Origin of the sequence: Pseudomonas sp. UBA7530 (assembly GCF_002479365.1) — a bacterium.
In the GTDB taxonomy this organism is placed as follows: Bacteria; Pseudomonadota; Gammaproteobacteria; order Pseudomonadales; family Pseudomonadaceae; genus Aquipseudomonas.
In genome coordinates this window covers 711,783-730,010 of the sequence record NZ_DLMS01000001.1, presented here as the reverse complement: position 1 = coordinate 730,010, position 18,228 = coordinate 711,783, and the positions used below count along the sequence as shown (strand labels likewise).

14 protein-coding genes are annotated in these 18,228 nt (G+C 61.5%); 10 read left to right on the top strand and 4 right to left on the bottom strand.

Annotated features, from left to right (window positions below):
* The first annotated feature begins 25 nt into the window (after positions 1–25).
* Genes B2U07_RS03465 through B2U07_RS03455 form a run of 3 tightly spaced genes read left to right on the top strand, consistent with a single transcriptional unit; the run spans position 26 to position 3,700 of the window.
* A complete protein-coding gene (locus tag B2U07_RS03465) occupies positions 26–2,353 on the top strand; it encodes a PEP-utilizing enzyme (protein ID WP_296275835.1) in 2,328 nt (775 codons plus the stop codon).
* A complete protein-coding gene (locus B2U07_RS03460) occupies positions 2,350–2,952 on the top strand; it encodes a gamma-glutamyl-gamma-aminobutyrate hydrolase family protein (RefSeq protein ID WP_296275834.1) in 603 nt (200 codons plus the stop codon). The genes B2U07_RS03465 and B2U07_RS03460 overlap by 4 nt, the downstream gene beginning before the upstream one ends.
* 7 nt (positions 2,953–2,959) lie before the next feature.
* Positions 2,960–3,700, top strand: coding sequence for a phosphocholine cytidylyltransferase family protein (locus tag B2U07_RS03455; protein ID WP_296275832.1), 741 nt, complete (start codon positions 2,960–2,962; stop codon positions 3,698–3,700).
* 12 nt (positions 3,701–3,712) lie between these two features.
* On the opposite strand, the gene B2U07_RS03450 is transcribed toward B2U07_RS03455, so the two are convergent.
* From B2U07_RS03450 to B2U07_RS03435, 4 genes are read right to left on the bottom strand one after another with little or no spacing between them, the layout of a single operon-like run.
* On the bottom strand, positions 3,713–4,438 hold the full coding sequence (locus B2U07_RS03450; protein WP_296275830.1) for a formyltransferase family protein: 726 nt from the start codon (positions 4,436–4,438) through the stop codon (positions 3,713–3,715).
* Positions 4,435–5,007 (bottom strand): hypothetical protein, encoded by a 573-nt coding sequence (locus tag B2U07_RS03445; protein WP_296275828.1) that lies wholly within the window; start codon positions 5,005–5,007, stop codon positions 4,435–4,437. Before B2U07_RS03445 ends, B2U07_RS03450 begins: the two co-directional genes overlap by 4 nt.
* The gene (locus tag B2U07_RS03440; RefSeq protein ID WP_013714963.1) at positions 5,004–5,525 is read right to left on the bottom strand and encodes an adenylyl-sulfate kinase; all 522 of its coding nucleotides are present in this window, start codon (positions 5,523–5,525) and stop codon (positions 5,004–5,006) included. Before B2U07_RS03440 ends, B2U07_RS03445 begins: the two co-directional genes overlap by 4 nt.
* A complete protein-coding gene (locus tag B2U07_RS03435) occupies positions 5,525–6,589 on the bottom strand; it encodes a CDP-glycerol glycerophosphotransferase family protein (protein ID WP_296275825.1) in 1,065 nt (354 codons plus the stop codon). Before B2U07_RS03435 ends, B2U07_RS03440 begins: the two co-directional genes overlap by 1 nt.
* Before the next feature lie 128 nt (positions 6,590–6,717).
* Here B2U07_RS03435 and B2U07_RS03430 point away from each other — a divergent pair, with 128 nt between their 5' ends.
* The 7 genes from B2U07_RS03430 (at position 6,718) to fliD (ending at position 18,228) form a co-directional block, all read left to right on the top strand.
* Entirely contained in the window at positions 6,718–7,182 is a 465-nt protein-coding gene (locus B2U07_RS03430; protein ID WP_296275823.1) for an acyltransferase, read from the top strand.
* 1 nt (position 7,183) lies between these two features.
* Positions 7,184–8,293: a DegT/DnrJ/EryC1/StrS family aminotransferase gene (locus B2U07_RS03425; RefSeq protein WP_296275820.1), complete on the top strand. Its 1,110-nt coding sequence runs from the start codon at positions 7,184–7,186 to the stop codon at positions 8,291–8,293.
* A gap of 147 nt (positions 8,294–8,440) precedes the next feature.
* On the top strand, positions 8,441–8,851 hold the full coding sequence (locus B2U07_RS03420; RefSeq protein ID WP_296275818.1) for a sugar 3,4-ketoisomerase: 411 nt from the start codon (positions 8,441–8,443) through the stop codon (positions 8,849–8,851).
* A 71-nt stretch (positions 8,852–8,922) separates the two neighbouring features.
* Positions 8,923–14,481, top strand: coding sequence for a glycosyltransferase (locus B2U07_RS03415; RefSeq protein ID WP_296275816.1), 5,559 nt, complete (start codon positions 8,923–8,925; stop codon positions 14,479–14,481).
* A 253-nt stretch (positions 14,482–14,734) separates the two neighbouring features.
* Positions 14,735–16,219, top strand: coding sequence for a flagellin (locus B2U07_RS03410; protein ID WP_296275815.1), 1,485 nt, complete (start codon positions 14,735–14,737; stop codon positions 16,217–16,219).
* Between the two features lie 72 nt (positions 16,220–16,291).
* On the top strand, positions 16,292–16,684 hold the full coding sequence (locus tag B2U07_RS03405; protein WP_296275812.1) for a flagellar protein FlaG: 393 nt from the start codon (positions 16,292–16,294) through the stop codon (positions 16,682–16,684).
* Positions 16,685–16,761: 77 nt separating this feature from the next.
* Positions 16,762–18,228, top strand: a complete 1,467-nt coding sequence (gene fliD, locus B2U07_RS03400; RefSeq protein WP_296275810.1) for a flagellar filament capping protein FliD — start codon at positions 16,762–16,764, stop codon at positions 18,226–18,228.

Sequence of the window (18,228 nt, the reverse complement as noted above, 5' to 3'; positions counted from 1 at the left end):
TACTCATCATGGATATGGCGGCGGCATGACCGAACAGAAACTGGCTTTTTCTACCAAAGCGGAGTCGCTTGCTCTGCTTGAAGGGCGGCTGCACAGCGCCTGCGTGCTGCCGCAAGTTATCTTCAGCGTCATCCAGTGGCGCAAAAATGCCGAGGCCTGTCTGGCCGAGATACGCGCCAAAGGCTGGGCAAACATGGCCGTGCGCAGCAGCAGTAGCCGTGAGGATGGCGAACAGGGCTCGGCGGCCGGTGCGTTCGACTCCTGCCTGAACGTGACACCTGACGGTTTGCTGGGCGCTATCGCGCAGGTGCTCGAGTCGATGGGCGGGCAGAGTGCCAGCGGGGCTGATCAGATCTTTGTCCAGCCGATGGTTGGCTCGGTCAGCATGGCGGGAGTGGGTTTCGGCCTCGACCCGGCCACCCTGGCGCCTTACTTCGTCATCAACTATGACGAACGCAGTGGGCGTACCGACGCGGTGACCTCGGGGCGATCCAACGAGCTGCGCACGTTCTATGCCCATCACGCCGGCAGCGATTTGCCGCCCTCGCTGGCACCGGTTGTGGCGTTGCTGCGCGAGTTGCAGGCGCTGTTCGGTCGCCAGGCCATCGACATCGAATTCGCCACGGATGCACAGGCCCAACTTTACCTGCTGCAGGTTCGGCCACTGGTGCTCGGTGCCGAGCCGGTCGATGCTCGGGCACACGGCAAGATGGTGCGTCTGATCCATGATCGAATTGTGCAGGGCATTCGGCCGCAGCCCTTTCTGCACGGCGAGCGCACCGTATTTGGGGTCATGCCTGACTGGAACCCGGCCGAGATCATCGGTGTGCGGCCACGTCCGCTGGCGTTGTCGCTTTACCGTGAGCTGGTCACCGACATGATCTGGGCTTACCAGCGCAACAACTACGGCTACCGCAACCTGCGTAGTTTTCCGTTGATGCTGCATTTCCATGGCTTGCCTTACATCGACGTGCGCGTCAGCTTCAATTCCTTCATCCCGCGCGACATAGACGGTGCGCTGGCCGACAAGCTGGTCAACTACTACATCGAGCGTCTGCTGGCCGCACCGAATCTGCATGACAAGGTCGAGTTCGAGATCGTCTTCTCCTGCTACACGCTGGATCTGCCGCAACGTCTGCAGGCTCTGCAGGACGCCGGCTTCACCGAGGCCGAGTGTGGTCGTTTGGCGGACAGCCTGCGCGAGCTGACCAATCGCATCGTCCACAACGAAACCGGCTTGTGGCGCACCGACCGGCAGAAGCTCGATGTGTTGCTGGCCAGGCGCGACGAGATACTCGGCGCCGACACCGATCCGGTGACCCGCATCTACTGGCTGCTGGAGGACTGCCGGCGTTACGGCACGCTGCCGTTCGCCGGACTGGCGCGCGCCGGCTTCATCGCCGTGCAACTGCTGCGTTCATTGGTCACCGTGGGCGTGCTCGATCAGAGCGAATACGATGCCTTTCTCAACGGTCTGTCCACTGTCAGCGGGCAGATGACCCAGGACCTGGCGCAGCTGGATCGCACGACTTTTCTGGCGCGTTACGGCCACCTGCGGCCGGGCACCTATGACATCCTGTCGCCACGTTACGACGAGGCACCCGATCTCTATTTCGATTGGCACAGCCCGGCAGTCGAGGTGCGTCATGAGCGCGCCCGTTTCGCCCTGTCGCTGGCGCAGATGCGTGAGATCAGCCGCCTGCTGAGCGAGCACGGGCTGTCCCACGATGTAGTGGGACTGTTCGATTTCCTTCAGGCAGGTATCGAGCTGCGCGAGTACGCCAAGTTCGTGTTCACGCGTAATCTGTCCGATGCGTTGTCCCTGTTCCGTGAGTTGGGCCATGACCTGGGTTTCAGCGCCGAGGACATGTCCTACGCCAACATTCAGGTGATCAAGGAGCTGCATGCTGCCAGCGCGGACCCTAGAGAGCTGATCGCTGCCAGCATCGAGGAAGGGCGCCGGCGATATGGCGAAACCTGTCAAATCGTGCTACCGCCGCTGATTACCGGCCCCGAGGACGCCTTCTGCTTCCACCTGCCGCAGGCCGAGCCGAACTTCATCACCCAGCGTCAGGTGACAGGCGCGGTAATGGATTACCACCAGCGCGACGAGTTGCAGGGGGCCATCGTGATGATTCCAAGCGCAGATCCGGGTTTCGACTGGATTTTCTCCCACCGCATCGCCGGCTTCGTCACCGCTTACGGCGGCACTAATTCGCACATGGCCATCCGCGCCAACGAACTCGGCCTGCCGGCTGTGATCGGTGCCGGCGAGCTGCTTTATCGCAAGTGGGCTGGGGCCCAGATGCTTAACATCGACTGCGCCAACCGACGCGTCGAGGTGTTACGGTGAGGGTGGTGCTGGTCAGCCAGCGCGTCGATGTGCTGGCCGACCGAGGCGAGCGCCGCGATGCACTGGATCAGCGCCTGGCGGACTGGCTGGCGAGCCACGGGTTGTTGCCGGTGCCCGTGCCCAATCGGGCAGAGCGTCTGGACGTCCTGTGGACGCGCCTGAAGCCCGCTGCCGTGGTGCTCAGTGGCGGCAATGACCTGGCTGAGTATGGCGGCGATGCCCCGGAACGTGACGCTGTCGAGCGCGCGCTGCTGGCGCGGGCCATGGTTGAACAGGTGCCGCTGTTTGCCCTGTGCCGTGGCGCGCAACTGCTGCTCGATGCCTTCGGCAATCGCCTGGAGCGGGTGGCCGGGCATGTCGGTACGCGTCACCATCTGGTGATCGACGGGCGTGAGACCGAGGTCAACAGCTACCACCAATGGGGTTGCCGCTCGCTGGCCGCGCCCCTGGAAGTCCTGGCACGCAGTGAAGATGGCGTGATCGAGGTCTTCTTTCACCCGCAGCTGCCGCTGCTGGGCGTGATGTGGCACCCCGAGCGGGAAGCGCCCTTCGCCGAGCTGGACGGCCTGCTCCTGAATCGCTGTTTGAACAAGGAATGAGCTTTCCATGACACGTGCCATCATCCTCGCTGCCGGGCGTGGCAGCCGCATGGGCGAACTGACCGCCGAGCAGCCCAAGTGCTTCGCTCGCCTGCACGGTCGTCGCCTGCTGGACTGGCAACTGCAGGCGCTGCGGGGCGCCGGTATCGAGCGCCTGGCTCTGGTGCGGGGGTATCGCGGCGAGTGCTTTGACGAGCCGCTGACCTACTTCGAAAACCCCCGCTGGCAACAGAGCAACATGGTGCGCACGCTGTTGGCCGCAGACGCCTGGCTGGCGGCGGAGGCCTGCATAGTCAGTTACAGCGACATCTTCTTCAGCGCCGCCACCGTAGCGGCACTGAGCCGGGTCGAGGCCGACCTGGCGATTGCCTACGATCCGCACTGGCATGCGCTGTGGTCACAACGCTTTGCCGACCCGCTGGCTGATGCCGAGAGCTTCCGCCTGGATGCGAGTGGCAATCTGGCGACCATCGGTGAGCGTTGTCAGGACGTCGCCGAGATCGAGGGACAGTACATGGGGCTGCTCAAGTTCACCCCGGCCGGCTGGGCAAAGGTGCGCGAGCTGTTGCTGCAGCGTGGCGACGAGGCGATAGACCGTCTGGACATGACGAGCCTGCTGCGCTTGCTGCTGCAGGCCGGCCTGCCAATCACTGTGTCACCGGTACAAGGCCCCTGGGGGGAGGTAGACGCTGCCGATGACCTGGCACTCTATCACCGGCTGTTCACCCCAGAGGCGCTACACGCCTGAACGACTGTGTGTTCAGTCTGCCGCGCCGGGCAGGCTGAGCAGCGCCAGGTGCTTGAGCACCGGGTGAATGACGTAGTAGGTGTTGCCCTGTTCGGCGTCCTGTTGCAACACCACGTCCAGTTCGCCGCTGGCCTGATAGCGGCGCAGCACCTCCAGCAGCAGATCGGCGCGGATCGCCGTGTCGTAGCGGCGGTCGATGTCGGTGCCCAGCGGCGGTGCCGGGTAGCGTTTGCGAGCCAGTACCGGGCCGGTGTCGATTTGGGTATCGAGCAGAATAGCGCTGGCGGCGCAGACACCTTCTTCCAGCAGGCTGTAGTAGACGGTCGTGCTGCCACGGTAGTCGGGCAGCCAGCCGCTGTGCACGTGCAGCAGCGGGATGCCTAGTTCGATCAGGGGCGGCTTAACGATCTGCCCTCCATACCCGGAGAAGATCACCAGGCGCGGTGCCCGCTCACGCACGGCGTCGATGACCTGCTGATCGTTGATGTCGCGTGTCGCCAGGCTGGTGACGGGTACATCGCAGTCGGCCAGGGTGAGGCTGAGCGGGATGCCCAGATCCGGCAGCAGAACCCCCATTAACTCGCAGGCAGGCTCGCTCGGCGCCGTGGAACTCTGCGGCGCCTCGCCCAGCAGCAAGGCATGGGACGGCATCAGGCCGTGGGTGGCCAGGGTCTGCACATAGGCTTGGCTGCGTGCACTGTGCGCTGCGATCAGCAGAACGTCGTCGAGGTGGGTCATGGGGCGAGCTCCACGTTGGCCTGCGCTGCCACGCGAGCGACCCAATCCTGTTCGGCCGTGATAAGCCAGGCGAGTTGAGCGCCCTGGGGCGGACTCAGGCGCGGGTGAATCGAGATCAGGCTATCGACAACCTTGAGCAGCCCATTGAGAAAGGGCAGGGCACCAGGCTGCTCGGCTTGATGCAGGCACAACGCGGCGAATTGCAGATAGAGATCCAGATCGTCGTAGCCGCTGTCAGCGACTGCCTTGAAGTTCATGTCATAGCGACGGTGCAGGCGCTTGCTGACCTCGAAACGCTGCAGCAAGCGCTTGGCCAAGCGCCGCTCGGGTGCTTCCGGGGTCGTGTGCAGGAGATTGGCCAGCAGCGCAGCCGTATCCGCAGGGTGTTCGTCGCGTTCGGCGGCCACGGCTAACGGCACAGGTTGGGCTGGCGGCAGTTGCGCCAGCGCCGTCTGACGGCTCGCACGCCAGGCCGGGAAGAAGGCCGCGCCGTGGTATTGGCTGTAGAAGTAGGTGTTGCGTTCCTCGAGCCGATCACCCTGGCTGTAGAGGTAGTCGATATCGCTCATGCCATCGACCCCTGTGCTCGTTGGAGGATGTCACGGGCCAATTCGGCGATGTCGGCCGGTTGGCTGGTGTCGATTTCCAGATCCGCTGCGCTGGGGGGCGGGAAGGGGATATCCACGCCCACCATATCGCTCATCTCGCCGGCCAGCGCCTGACGGTAGAGGCCCTTGGTGTCGCGTTCGACCAGCGTCTGCATGGGCGGATTGAGGTAGACCTCGTAGTAGTGGCGAAAGCGTGTGCGGTTGAGCGCGCGCAGATCGGGGAAGATCGACAGGATGCTGCATACCACGTTTATCTCCTGGGCATCGAGCCAGGCGCACAGCTCGAAGATGCGCTCGGCGTTGAGGCGCCGCCCTGCCAGGCTGTAGTCCGCGGCTTGGGTATCCTGGCGGAAGATGCGCCGAACCTCGTCGCCATCCACCAGCAGGGTATTGGCTGCCTGCTGCTTCCATTGGCGGGTGATTTCGCGACCGAGCGTGGTCTTGCCCGAGCCGGACAGGCCGATCAACCAGATGACCATCAGCCTCTCCCTGCCAGGGAGCGGGCACTGTTGGCGATCGCCACGGCGGCCACCTGACCGGCGTAACCGTAGAACGGTGCGAAATAGTACTGGCTGAGGGTCTTGCGAATCGGTCGCTGGGCCTCCCACAGGCTGGCATCCTCCAACAACTCTTCGAGGCGACCGCTTTGCTGGTTGCCAAGATGTGGCAGGTACTTGCGCAGCCAGATGTCTGAGGAATCCTCGCCCATCAGAGGGTCGGCCTCGGCATTGGGCAAATCGAGCAGCAGCACGTTGCGATCGGTGTAGATGCCGCCGAAGGCGGAGCCACCGTAGTCACAGAGCAGGAAGTCGGCGAGCTGGAACAGCTCGACGTTGTCGATATGTTCGCGGATCACGCAGGCGAAGCGTTCCAGCTCGCGCATACGCGCCGGCTCGTCGGTGATGGTGATCGGATGGGGTTTGACGATGACGTTGTAGCGCGCCTGCAAGCGCGCGACGGCGGCTGCGAACAGGTCGATCGAGCTGAGCGTGCTCCAGGTCGGCAGCCACACCACGGTCTGCCGGCTGGGGTCGAGCTTCAGCTCGCTCAGACGCGCCGCACGGTCCAGCGGCTGGTTGAAGAAACGATCGAAGCGGGGGTAACCCATCTGGATCTTCAACGTGTCCTGGCAGAACTCCAGGTGCTCGGCCTGATAAGGGCCGAAGCAGAGAATGCTGTCGTACACCTGATTCCAGGATTGAAAGTTCCAGCCAGCCTTACCGTTGGCGTACATGAAGCGCAGGTTGTAGCGACCGATGGACTTGGGCAGGTAGGGCGAGTCGGGGCCACGCAGGTAATGCTGGGGAAAGTTCGACACCAGGGTGGTGTAGCTCTCCTTGCGGGCGAGCATTTCGCGCGCGTCACGCCATGGCAGCCGGTGCTGCTGACAGCCGGCGACCACCGCGTCGATGTCCTGCTGCGTCTTGCCGGTAACGGCGATCTCCACGCTGCCTGCCGGCAGATGCTGCCAGACCGCGTGGTAGTGATTGAACATCTCAGGGTTGTGGATCAGAAAACCGAAGCGTTCGAGTTCGCTAGCCATGCCGTCCCGTCCTGGCGATTACCGATGCGCCATGTTACTGGAAATTAACCGGCGGTTGAGGCGCTTCTTCCGTGACGCTTCAGGCTAGGCTTGCTACGCTCGAAACTTCACTCAAGGGCAGTTCATACATGGCATCGATCCATCCGTCCGCGGACGTCAAAAGCCAGTCGATAGGCGAGGGTACTTCGGTCTGGCAGTTCGTGGTGATCCTCGCGCAGGCGCGCATCGGCCGCGACTGCAATATCAACGCTCACTGTTTCATCGAGAACGACGTGGTGCTTGGTGATCGGGTTACGGTGAAATGCGGCGTGTACCTGTGGGACGGCCTGCGTGTCGCCGACGATGTTTTCATCGGCCCCAACGCCACCTTCACCAATGACCGACTGCCGCGCTCCAAGCAATATCCCGACAGCTTCGCGCAGACCGTGATCGAACGCGGCGCCTCCATTGGTGCCGCGGCGGTCATCCTGCCAGGCCTGACCATCGGCGCCGGTGCCATGGTCGGCGCTGGCGCGGTGGTGACCCGCGACGTTCCCGCCCGCGCGCTGGTAGTTGGCAACCCTGCACGTATCGTGCGTTACCTGGAAGAATGACATGTTCCCTTTTCTCGATCTGGCCGGGATCAACCGGCGCGATGAGGCCGAATTGACCGAGGCGTTTCAGCGGGTACTGCGCTCCGGCTGGTATGTGCTGGGCACCGAGGTCGCAGCGTTCGAGACTGAATACGCGGCTGCCTGCGGGGTGGCGCATGCTATCGGCGTAGGCAACGGCCTGGATGCGCTGACCCTGATTCTGCGCGGTTATCGGCAGTTGGGGCGCCTGGCCGAGGGTGACGAGGTGATCCTGCCCGACAACAGCTTCGTCGCCACGGCGCTGGCCGTCAGCGAGGCCGGGCTGACGCCGGTCTTGGTCGAGCCCGAGGCGGACACGTTCAACATCGATCCGGCCGCCGTCGAGGCCGCAATCAGCTCGCGCACACGGGCAATCATCGCCGTGCACCTGTATGGGCGTCTGGCTGACATGCAGCGTCTGCGCGCACTCGCCGATCAGCACGGGCTGTTGCTGATCGAGGATGCGGCTCAGGCGCATGGCGCAGTGGACGCCCACGGGCATGCTGCGGGTGCCCTCGGCGATGCGGCAGGCTTCAGCTTTTTCCCGGTTAAGAACCTTGGCGCACTTGGCGATGCCGGTGCTCTGACTACCAACGATGATGCCCTGGCCGAGCAGGTGCGCAAGCTGCGTAACTACGGCTCCAGCCGCAAGTACGTGCACGAGTTGCAGGGTATTAATTCGCGCCTTGACGAGTTGCAGGCTGCGCTTTTGCGGGTAAAGCTGGCGCGCCTGGCCGATGATGCCCAGGCCCGACGCGACCTGGCGGCGCGTTATCTGGCCGGCATCGACAACCCGCATCTGCAACTGCCCCAGGCTCCGCACGTGTTCGGGAGCCACGTCTGGCACCAGTTCGTCATACGCTGCGAAGCACGAGAGGCCTTGCAGACGCATCTCGAGCGTCACGGCGTACCGAGCCTGATCCACTACCCGATTCCCATCCATCGCCAGGCCGCATATGCCGAGTTTGCTGATCGGCACCTGCCGCTCTCGCAACGCCTGGCTGGCGAGGTGCTCAGCTTGCCGCTATACCCGGGAATGGCAAATGAATGGGGCGAGCAGACCATTGAAGCATGCAACGCTTTCCGCGTCTGATGGGAAGGTGGTTCGAGTTTTGCTTTGGAGCATAACGACCCTGTCGATCATGTTTTCTTGACGCAGCGACTGCATGGGGCTCGGTCACCTGGAAGGTGATCGAGAGGCAGGCGGGAATGGGTTACACCAGCGTATTTGGAGCGTTCTATGTCTCTTCAGCACTGCAAGATCATCGATCTGCCAATCGTCGAGGATCGTCGTGGCAACCTCACTTTCATCGAGGGAGGGCGACATATTCCCTTCGATATCCAGCGTGTCTACTACCTCTATGACGTTCCCGGCGGCTCTCACCGCGGCGGCCACGCTCACAAGGGGCTGCATCAATTGCTGATTGCCATGTCGGGTAGTTTCGACATTCTGCTGGACGACGGGCGAACCAAATTCAAGTATCACCTCAATCGCTCCTATTACGGCCTCTACATTCCGCCAATGATCTGGCGTGAAATTGACAACTTCTCCAGTGGGTCGGTGTGCATGGTGCTGGCGTCCGAGCACTACAGCGAAGACGACTATTACCGCGACTATGACCAGTTCTGCCTGGCTGCCAACGGCAAATAGCTCGCTGACGTCGCACAGGGCCGCCGTGTTCAGGCTGGCCGTCTTCACTTTTTTTGATCGGAGTTTTCTGCATGCCCCAGGGAAGTCATTTGCCAGACGTAGTGGTCGGCGCCAGGGTAGTTCCCGCGCGGAGCGCTAAGGGCTGTGTCGATCTGACCGAGCTGGCCACCGTCACTCAGTGGGCGCCAGCACCGCTTGAGATGGTGGGCTTTTCACTGCCGCAAAGCGTGCGTCAGGCCGAGCAGACCGCGCTGGCCCAGTTCAGCGGACTCTTTTACGACGTGCGCCTGGTCGCCGGCATGGCCGGGATTGGTGACATTACCAACGGCGAGTACGTGTGCGACGGTGTTTACGACAACCTTGGACGGGTGAGTAATGCCTGGTACGAAAAGCACGGGTTGCGTCTCGATGACAGCGGAGCGTGCGAGTTCTTTGCCGGGCAGGGCGAACCGCAGCGCGTGGTTAATGCCATCAGCTTCTTCGGTTGGGAAAACGGCAACTATGCGCATTGGCTGAGTGAAAAGCTCGGGCGTTTTTTTTGGATCGAGCAGGCGAACCTGCCGCAAGACACCGTGGTATTGGTGGAGGCCGGGCTGCCAGCTTCGATCATGGAGGCGCTGGCGCTGTTCTGGCCGCGTGAACGTACGCTATGTGTGCAGCCGGGGCGTGCTTGTCAGGTGGAGGTGCTGCATCACTTCTCTGACACCGCCGATATCTGGGAGCCGCGTGCCGGCTACGTCTATCGCGGTGACGAATACCATCTCTACCCGCCGGCCATCGCCTGGATGGCGAGCCAGGTCAAGGCCCGCTGCGCTGCGGTCGAGGGCCATGACAAGGCCTATTTGATTCGGCCGCCAGGCGGTAACGGCCGTACCATCATCAACCAGCAGGAGCTGATCCGTGAGCTCAGTCGCGATGGCTTCCAGGCCTTTCAGCCGGAGGTGCGCGACTTTGCCTCGCAGGTGCGTGCGCTAGCCGGTTGCGAACTGGTGATCCTCGGCTCCGGGGCGGCTGCCGCCAACCTTCTGTGGATGCCCCGCGGCGGCACCCTGGTGATGCTGATCCAGGACAATCCGCAGATGTGGTACTGGTTCTTCCACGCCCTGGCGGCTGCGGTTGGCGTGCGTCTGGTCTATCACCCGGTCAAGGGGTTGCCTGGCACCCACAGCGTCGTTTACCACTGGAACGTGGAAATTCCCATCGAGGCCCTGCGCCAATGGCTGGTCCAGGATGCACAGCGCGCCAGTCAGGCGCTGCCTGAGCAGCCACTGGGCGTCGCGACTCTGCAGAGTGAGCTCGCCGGGCGGCGCCGCAGAACGCTGCCCGAGCCGCTTTCTGTCGAACCACAGGAAGAAGGCGTAGACGTCACCGTTGCGGTGATGTCCTACAACAATGCCGCATTCCTGGCTCAGACCCTCGATTCGATCCTGGCTCAGGAGGGTGTGCGGCTCGAAGTGGTGGTCTACGACGACTGTTCGAAAGACGACAGTTTGGAGGTGCTGAAACGCTATGCCGGCGAGCCGCGCCTGCATTTCGAGGTCAACGCCGAGAACCTGGGCATGACCGGAAACTACAACAAGTGCGTGGCGGCCGGGCGCGGTCGTTATGTGGTGGTACTGGGTTCCGATGACGTGCTCTACCCGGGCCACCTGGCCTCGCTGGTCGAGGCGATGGATGCCAGTCCGCAGGCTGCGCTGGGCTATACCCAGTGCTACTGGATCGATGAGCAGGGGGTACGCCAGCAGTACGCGGATCATCCGGGGCACCGGCGCGCATCGTATTGTGGTGGACGCGACGAAGTAATCGACCTGCTGTGTTTCGACAACTACATCACGCCGTCCGCCGCGATGTTGCGCCGTAGTGCACTGCATCTCGTCGCACTGCCGGAAGGCGGCATCCACCGCCACGACATGCTCGCCGGCGATTGGGAACTGTGGATTCGCCTGGCCCGTGTAGCGCCCGATTTCGTATTCCTGCGCCAACCCAGCGTCGGCTATCGGGTACACGGCGGACAGATCTCCAAGAGTTTCTATGGCAGTGACCGTCCGCTGCGCGAGCACACCGAGATTCTCGAAATGTGCCTGGATGACGCGCCGACCCGGGTGCGCATGCGAGGCGCCGCGCAACCGATCTGGCAGCTCTACCGTCAGCGTTTCGAGGCCTACCCGGCCGAGGTTAGGGCGCCGCTGCAGGTGCGCATCGATGCCGTCCGCCGTGCGCTGCTGGAGCAGAACAGCCATAATGACGTTGCGACGTGCCTGTTCTCCATCATTCTCACCACCTACAACCGTGCCGATCTGTTGACGGATGCCCTGGCCAGCGTTGGCAACCAGACTCTGCGTGATTTCGAAGTCATTCTGATCAACGACAACGGCGAGCCGGTCGAACACCTGCTGGCTGATTACGCGTTCCCCATCACCTATATCCGCCAGGGCCGCAACCAGGGTTTGTCAGCCGCGCGTAACGCCGGCCTCAAACTGGCGCGTGGGCGATACATCGTCTACCTCGACGATGATGATATCTATCTGCCCAACCACTTGGCAGTGCTGAGCGAGGCCTTCGAGCAGCATCCGGACAGCGTCATCTATACCGGCGTCGAATACGTCAATGAAAAACTCGAGGGCGGACGACGCATCGAATTGGGCCGTGGTCAGCCGTTCAAGCATGAGTTGTTCGATCATGATCGCCTATTCGTGCAGAACTACATTCCGGTCAACACTTGGGCGCACCCGCGCGCGATGCTCGCCAGCGTCGGCGAGTTCGACACGGGGCTGGCCGCCTTCGAAGACTGGGACATGCTCCTGCGTCTGGCCACGCGTTATCCATTCGTGCACGTACCGACCGTAACCAGCGAGGTTCACACGCGGGCGCCTGGTGCTGGTGCAGACCACATGCTGGGGCGTGAGCGTAAGAATTTTCCCGCCCTGTACCGCGAGCTTTACGAGCGTTACCGCGGTTCTGCCAGCGATGGCCTGCAGCTTGGCCGCCAGCAGATGCTCGAAAGCCTCGGTGAGCGTCCCAGGGGCGGGATCGCGGACTGGCTGGCCCAACGCCTGCCGACAGCCGCCGAAAACCGCCTGATCGCCGACTACCTGGAAGATCATCAGGGTGGGCCGATGATTGGTGTGGTAGTGCTCGACACAGAAGGCCAGTCCGAGCCATTGATGGTTACGCTCAAGAGCCTGCTTGGTGAGCGCTGCCTCTACGCCACCCTGCGTATCCTGGTCATCACCCCGTCCGAAGTGCCCGCCACCTCGGCGGCGGATAAGCTGCATTTTCTGCGCACGACCGATGAGCCTCTGGCGATACAGATCAACCGTGCGGTCGAGGCAAGCGATTGCCAGTGGTTCACCTTGGCGCGTGCCGGCGATGAGTTCACCCAAAGCGGCCTGATGGTGGCGGGCCTGGAACTGGCTGGCAACCCCGAATGCCGTGCGGTGTATGGTGATCAGTTGCAACGCCTGCCGGACGGTAGCCTGGGCGGCGCTTTTTTACCGGGCTTCAATCTCGATCTACTGCTCAGTTTTCCGATGGTGATGGCGCGTCACTGGCTTTATCGCCGTGACCTGTTCCTCGCTGCCGGTGGCTTCGACCCAGCATTTGCCGATGCCATCGAATTCGACCTGCTGACCCGTTTCATCGAGCAGGGCGGACTGGGGGGCCTCGGGCATATCGACGAGCCGCTGCTGATCACCGAGGCACCGCAGTTGCGCGACAACCCCGACGAGCGTCGGGTGATCGAGCGCCATCTGAGCAACCGCGGTTATCGGGCACGGGTCGTACCCGGTCTACCAGGGCGCTATCGGGTGCACTACGGTCACGATGCGACCCCGCTTGTATCTATCATTCTCGCCACTGACGTACCCCTGGCAGCCCTGCAGCGCTGCGCCGACAGCCTGCTGGAAAACACGGCCTACGGTCAGTACGAACTGCTGCTGGCCGATAGCGGCAACCGTGCGGACGTCAGCGCCTGGCTACGTGACGTAGCCGCCCTGAGTGACGACAAGGTACGAGTGATCGCTGCGGGCACCGGGCTGGCACAAAATCGTGCTGCAGAACAGGCGCGCGGTGACTATCTGCTGCTGCTTTCCGGAGAGGCCGCGATCGTCAACGCCGATTGGCTGGACGAGTTGCTCAATCATGCCTTACGACCCGAGGTCGGCGTGGTTGGCGGCAAGCTGCTGAGCGCAAATGGGCGTATCGCGCAGGCCGGGCTGCTATTGGGGGTCAACGGGCCGGCCAGCCCGGCCTTCGCTGGCGAGCCGATGGACGCGGCGGGTTATCTGCACCGCCTCCAGGTCGACCAAAATTACAGCGCGGTCGGCGAAGCCTGCCTGATGATTCGCGCCGAGGTATTCCACCAGGTCGGCGCAATGGATGCGTCGCTGGCCGCCTTCCGCGACGTCGACCTTTGTCTTCGCGTGCGCGAGGCTGGGTACCTGACGGTGTGGGCGGCGAACGCCATCATACTGAACGAAGCTCAGCCGGTAGCAGCCGATACCGAAGCGCAGGATCACTTCTACGACCGGCACCTGCCGCAACTGGTCGGCGATCCTGCCTATAACCGCAATCTGGCCCTGAGTGGACGAGGTTTTGACCTGGAAAGTGATGTGGCACTTACCTGGCGTCCGCTTAGCTGGCGACCGTTGCCGGTGGTGCTCGCTCATCCGGCCGACCCCTGGGGCTGTGGCCATTATCGCGTCATTCAGCCGTTCTCCGCGCTCAAGGCTCGGGGGCTGATTGACGGCACGCTGTCCATGGGCTTGCTGCAGGTCACTGACCTGGAGCGTTATGCGCCCGACGTTGTGGTACTACAGCGTCAGATCGGCGAGGAGCGGCTCGATGCCATGCGCCGTATCAAGCGTTTCTCGCAGGCGTTCAAGGTGTACGAGTTGGACGACTACTTGCCCAACTTGCCGCTCAAGAGCGTGCATCGGGATCAGATGCCGCGAGATATCCTCAAGTCGCTGCGTCGCGGGCTGGAGTTCGTCGATCGCTTTGTGGTTTCCACCCAGCCGCTAGCGGAGGCTTTCGCCGGCCTGCATGACGACATCCGGGTGATCGAGAACCGACTGCCGACCAAATGGTGGAAGGGCCTGGAAAGCCAGCGCCGCCGTGGTCGCAAGCCCAGGGTCGGCTGGGCGGGCGGGATCAGTCATACCGGAGACCTTGAGCTGATCGTCGATGTCGTTCGCGAGCTTGCGGGAGAGGTCGAGTGGGTATTCATGGGAATGTGCCCCGATGCGATCAGGCCGTACGTTAATGAATTCCACGGTGGTGTCGATATCGAGAGTTATCCCACTGCGCTCGCGAGCCTGGATCTCGATCTGGCATTGGCACCAGTGGAGCCTAATCTGTTCAACGAGTGCAAGAGCAATCTGCGCCTCCTTGAGTATGGAGCCTGTGGTTTCCCGGTTATCTGTAGTGATCTGGTGTGCTATCGCGGTGATCTGCCGGTGACCCGGGTAAAGAACCGCTTCCGCGACTGGGTCGATGCCATTCGCATGCACGTCAGCGATCTGGATGCTGCTGCGAAGGCGGGGGATCGTCTGCGTGAGGCGGTCTATCGCGACTGGATGCTTGAGGGCGAGAACCTGCAGCGGTGGCGCAGGGCGTGGATGCCTGACTGAGTGTCTGGCCCATCCGATTCATCTGGAGTGGCACACGTGCTGGATGAATCGCGATGGAAGTCGTCGGGGAGGCGCGTGTTACTTGCTTAAGTGCTTGACTTTAAAGACATAAAAAAAGCTGAAAATTCTCTCTAAAGCTCCTTAGACACGCGCCGATAAAGAGATCGAATGCGAACTCTCTGGGCGTCTGAGCATGCAGGCCCGAGCTCGCAAGCTCAGACAAACGGTTCTTAGGTCATCTGGAGGCAATACCATGGCCCTTACAGTCAACACTAACGTTGCGTCCCTCAACACTCAGCGTAACCTGAACAGCTCGTCCAAAGGCCTGGATACTTCCCTCCAGCGCCTGTCCACCGGCTTCCGTATCAACAGCGCCAAAGACGATGCTGCTGGTCTGCAGATCGCCAACCGCCTCACCAGCCAGATCTCTGGCCTGGGCGTCGCTACCCGTAACGCCAACGACGGTATCTCCCTGGCCCAGACCGCTGAAGGTGCTCTGCAACAGTCCACTGGCATCCTGCAGCGTATGCGTGACCTGGCCCTGCAATCGGCCAACGGTTCCAACGGCGTTACCGAGCGTGCCGCGCTTCAGGGTGAGGTCGCCCAACTGCAGCAGGAGTTAAACCGTATCTCTGATACCACCAGCTTCGGCGGTCGCAAGATCCTCGACGGCAGCTTCGGTTCGCAGAGCTTCCAGGTGGGTGCCAACGCTTACGAAACCATCAACGTTTCGATTGGCTCGGCTGCGACCGACCGCATCGGTATCAACCGCTTCACCACTGAAGGCGCTGGTGCTGCTGCTACTGCTTCCGGTGCCGCTTTCAGTGCTACTTCCGGCAGCGCCTACGGCAGTGCTTCGTTCAACATTAACTCCAAGCTGTCTGATGGTGACGTCGCAATCTCCGGTGCTGCCAGTGGTTCGGCCAGTGAAGTAGCTCGCGCCGTCAACGCCAAGAGCGATGAAACTGGCGTAACTGCCAACGCTCGTACCGTTGCCGTCCTGGGTGGCATCACCGCTTCGGGCACCGTTTCGTTCAACCTGTCTGGTCTTACCAGCAAGTCGCTGGAGGCCGACGCTGCTACCGTGTCCGCCGTAGTAACCGATACAACCCAACTGTCCTCGCTGGCTGACGCCATCAACCGTGAAACTGGTAAAACCGGTATCTCGGCTGTTTCCAAGGGTGACACCATCGAACTGGTCAGCTCGCGTGGTGATGCGATCAGCATCTCCAACTACGCCGGTTCGGGTGGCGCAACCTTGCAGGCGAAAAGCTTCGATGGTGAAGACGATGTCGGCACTGCTGCCACGATCGTCGCGGGTGGCGGTGCTCGCGCTGATGGTCAGGTGCAATTCGAAGCAGCTGATGCTTTCGAGGTTAGTGGCATGAGCGGCGGCCTGGGCGCAGACGGCTTCAGTGAGCTCGATGCGGTCAATAGCATCGATATCAGTACTGCGACAGGGGCTCAGGACGCACTGGGTATCATCAACGGTGCGATCTCCAACATCGACAGCCAGCGTGCTCAGCTCGGTGCCGTGCAGAACCGCTTCGAGAACACCATCTCGAACCTGCAGAACATCGCTGAAAACTCCTCCGCTGCTCGTAGCCGGATTCGCGACACTGACTTTGCTGCCGAAACCTCGGAACTGACCAAGAATCAGATCCTGCAGCAGGCCGGTACCGCGATCCTGTCGCAGGCCAACCAGCTGCCACAGGCTGTTCTCAGTCTCCTGGGCTAAGCTCGAAGGCGCTAGACTACGGGGGGAAGGGCTTGGCTCTTCCCCCCGTTACCTCATTCTGAGGAGTAACTTATGGACGTCAGCTCAATCAAACCTCAGGTCAACTCCACGGTTGTCCGCGATGGTGGCGTCTCCAATGCTGCGGATTCTCGCCAAAAGCAGGGCCTTTCAGGTGTTGCTGCGGCTAGCGTGGCTGACGAGCAATCGACCACTCGTTCTGTCTCTCCTGCTCAGGATGTCAGTCGTGAGCAAGTCGAGGACGCAGTGGCAACTATTCAGGAGTTCGTCCAGTCGGTCCGCCGAAACATCAACTTCGCGGTAGACGATGGCTCCGGACGTGTCGTGGTCAAGGTGACGGATTCGGGATCGGGCGATATGATCCGGCAGATTCCGTCCGAAGAAGCGCTCAAACTGGCAGAGAACCTGTCTGAAGTACGCAGCCTTTTATTCAAGGCCGAGGCGTAATTGTAGCCTGGCATGAATATTGACTGGCCTTCTGTTATGGATAGCGTTCAGTCGAATTTTTGACGAGGTGCAACATTATGGTGGGAATCACTGGGCTCGGTTCGGGCATCAAAATTGACGAGGTCGTCACGGCGTTGGTCAATGCGGAGCGGGCTCCGAAGACCAATCAACTCGACAAACTCGAGAAACAGACCACCACGCGCATCTCGGCAATGGGCACTCTCACTGGCGCATTGAATACCTTCAAGACGGCCTTGGACGCGCTTAACAAGCCTTCCTTATTCGAGTCGCGCACTGCGAGCACTTCCAGTAGTAGCGTGCTGAAAGCCACGGCGGCCACCACGGCGCCTGCTGGAGTTTACAGCGTTCAGGTTCAGCAGTTGGCCACTAGTAGCAAGGTGGCGCTGCAATCGGTATCCGGCGGGACCGGGGCGACCTTCAACAGTGGCACGTTGGAAATTTCCGCTGGGAAGTCCAGCATCAGTGTCGATGTCACTGCAGCCAATAACACGCTAGCGGGTATGCGAGACGCCATCAACGAGGCCGGTAAGGATGACGGCATAAGCGCAGCCATCATCACCGATGACTCCGGCTCTCGCCTGGTGCTCAGCTCGACCAAGACAGGCGCGGGCAATGACATTAAAGTGGCGGTTACTGAGGATGGTATCACGTCGGGTGCCAACTCGCTCAGTGGCCAGGCTTTTACCGCCGAGGTTGATCCTGATAACGCGGATGCCTTTCTAAAGCCCAGCTCGGAGACCGGAGCGGGTGGCGTTATTACCCAGGCCAAGTCCGCCAAGCTGACCATTGATGGTCTGCAACTGGTGCGTGACAGCAACAAGATCGAGGACGCCCTGGAAGGCGTTACGCTCAATCTGGCGTCCGCCCAAAGCGCTACCGACCTCGCTGATGGCAAGACGATCAGCCTGACCGTGGGCGTAGACAAGGGCAGTGTAAAAACCAATCTGCAGAAGTTCGTCGATGCCTACAACGCATTGATATCTTCTACCGCTCAATTGACTGCCGTGGTAAAGGTTGATGGCTCCAATGAGCCGGTGACTGGCCCGTTGGTCGGCGATTCCACGGTGCGCAATGTGATGTCTGGTTTGCGCAATGAAATCGTGAAGATGACCGGAGGCAGCGAAAGTAACATTCGTGCATTGGCTAACTTGGGTATTACCACCAGCAAGGATGGCAAGCTCTCTCTGGATGACGCCGTGCTGACAGAAGCGCTCGATAACAATTTCGAGCAGGTTGGCGCTTATCTTACTGGCGACAATGGCTTGATGGGGCGTTTGTCCGGTTTCGTTTCAGGTTATGTGGCGACTGACGGTGTACTGAAGCAACGCACTGATGCTTTGCAGTCGACGAAAATGGATGTCGATAAGCAGCGCGTGGCGTTGGGCAAGCGTGTCGAAAGTCTGGAAAAGCGCCTGTATGCCCAATACAACGCCATGGACTCGCTGGTCGGGCAGCTTAAGCGGACCAGCGAAAGCCTGGGCGGTATGCTGGCCAACCTCCCTGGTTTCGTGAAAAAGGATTAA

Bases quoted from the DNA above. Each gene is read 5' to 3' on its own strand.
- B2U07_RS03445 (WP_296275828.1), bottom strand. From the start codon at position 5,007: ATGAGCGATATCGACTACCTCTACAGCCAGGGTGATCGGCTCGAGGAA.
- B2U07_RS03420 (WP_296275818.1), top strand. From the start codon at position 8,441: ATGTCTCTTCAGCACTGCAAGATCATCGATCTGCCAATCGTCGAGGAT.
- B2U07_RS03430 (WP_296275823.1), top strand. From the start codon at position 6,718: ATGGCATCGATCCATCCGTCCGCGGACGTCAAAAGCCAGTCGATAGGC.
- B2U07_RS03425 (WP_296275820.1), top strand. From the start codon at position 7,184: ATGTTCCCTTTTCTCGATCTGGCCGGGATCAACCGGCGCGATGAGGCC.
- B2U07_RS03435 (WP_296275825.1), bottom strand. From the start codon at position 6,589: ATGGCTAGCGAACTCGAACGCTTCGGTTTTCTGATCCACAACCCTGAG.
- B2U07_RS03465 (WP_296275835.1), top strand. From the start codon at position 26: ATGACCGAACAGAAACTGGCTTTTTCTACCAAAGCGGAGTCGCTTGCT.
- B2U07_RS03405 (WP_296275812.1), top strand. From the start codon at position 16,292: ATGGACGTCAGCTCAATCAAACCTCAGGTCAACTCCACGGTTGTCCGC.
- B2U07_RS03410 (WP_296275815.1), top strand. From the start codon at position 14,735: ATGGCCCTTACAGTCAACACTAACGTTGCGTCCCTCAACACTCAGCGT.
- B2U07_RS03415 (WP_296275816.1), top strand. From the start codon at position 8,923: ATGCCCCAGGGAAGTCATTTGCCAGACGTAGTGGTCGGCGCCAGGGTA.
- B2U07_RS03450 (WP_296275830.1), bottom strand. From the start codon at position 4,438: ATGACCCACCTCGACGACGTTCTGCTGATCGCAGCGCACAGTGCACGC.
- fliD (WP_296275810.1), top strand. From the start codon at position 16,762: ATGGTGGGAATCACTGGGCTCGGTTCGGGCATCAAAATTGACGAGGTC.
- B2U07_RS03440 (WP_013714963.1), bottom strand. From the start codon at position 5,525: ATGGTCATCTGGTTGATCGGCCTGTCCGGCTCGGGCAAGACCACGCTC.
- B2U07_RS03455 (WP_296275832.1), top strand. From the start codon at position 2,960: ATGACACGTGCCATCATCCTCGCTGCCGGGCGTGGCAGCCGCATGGGC.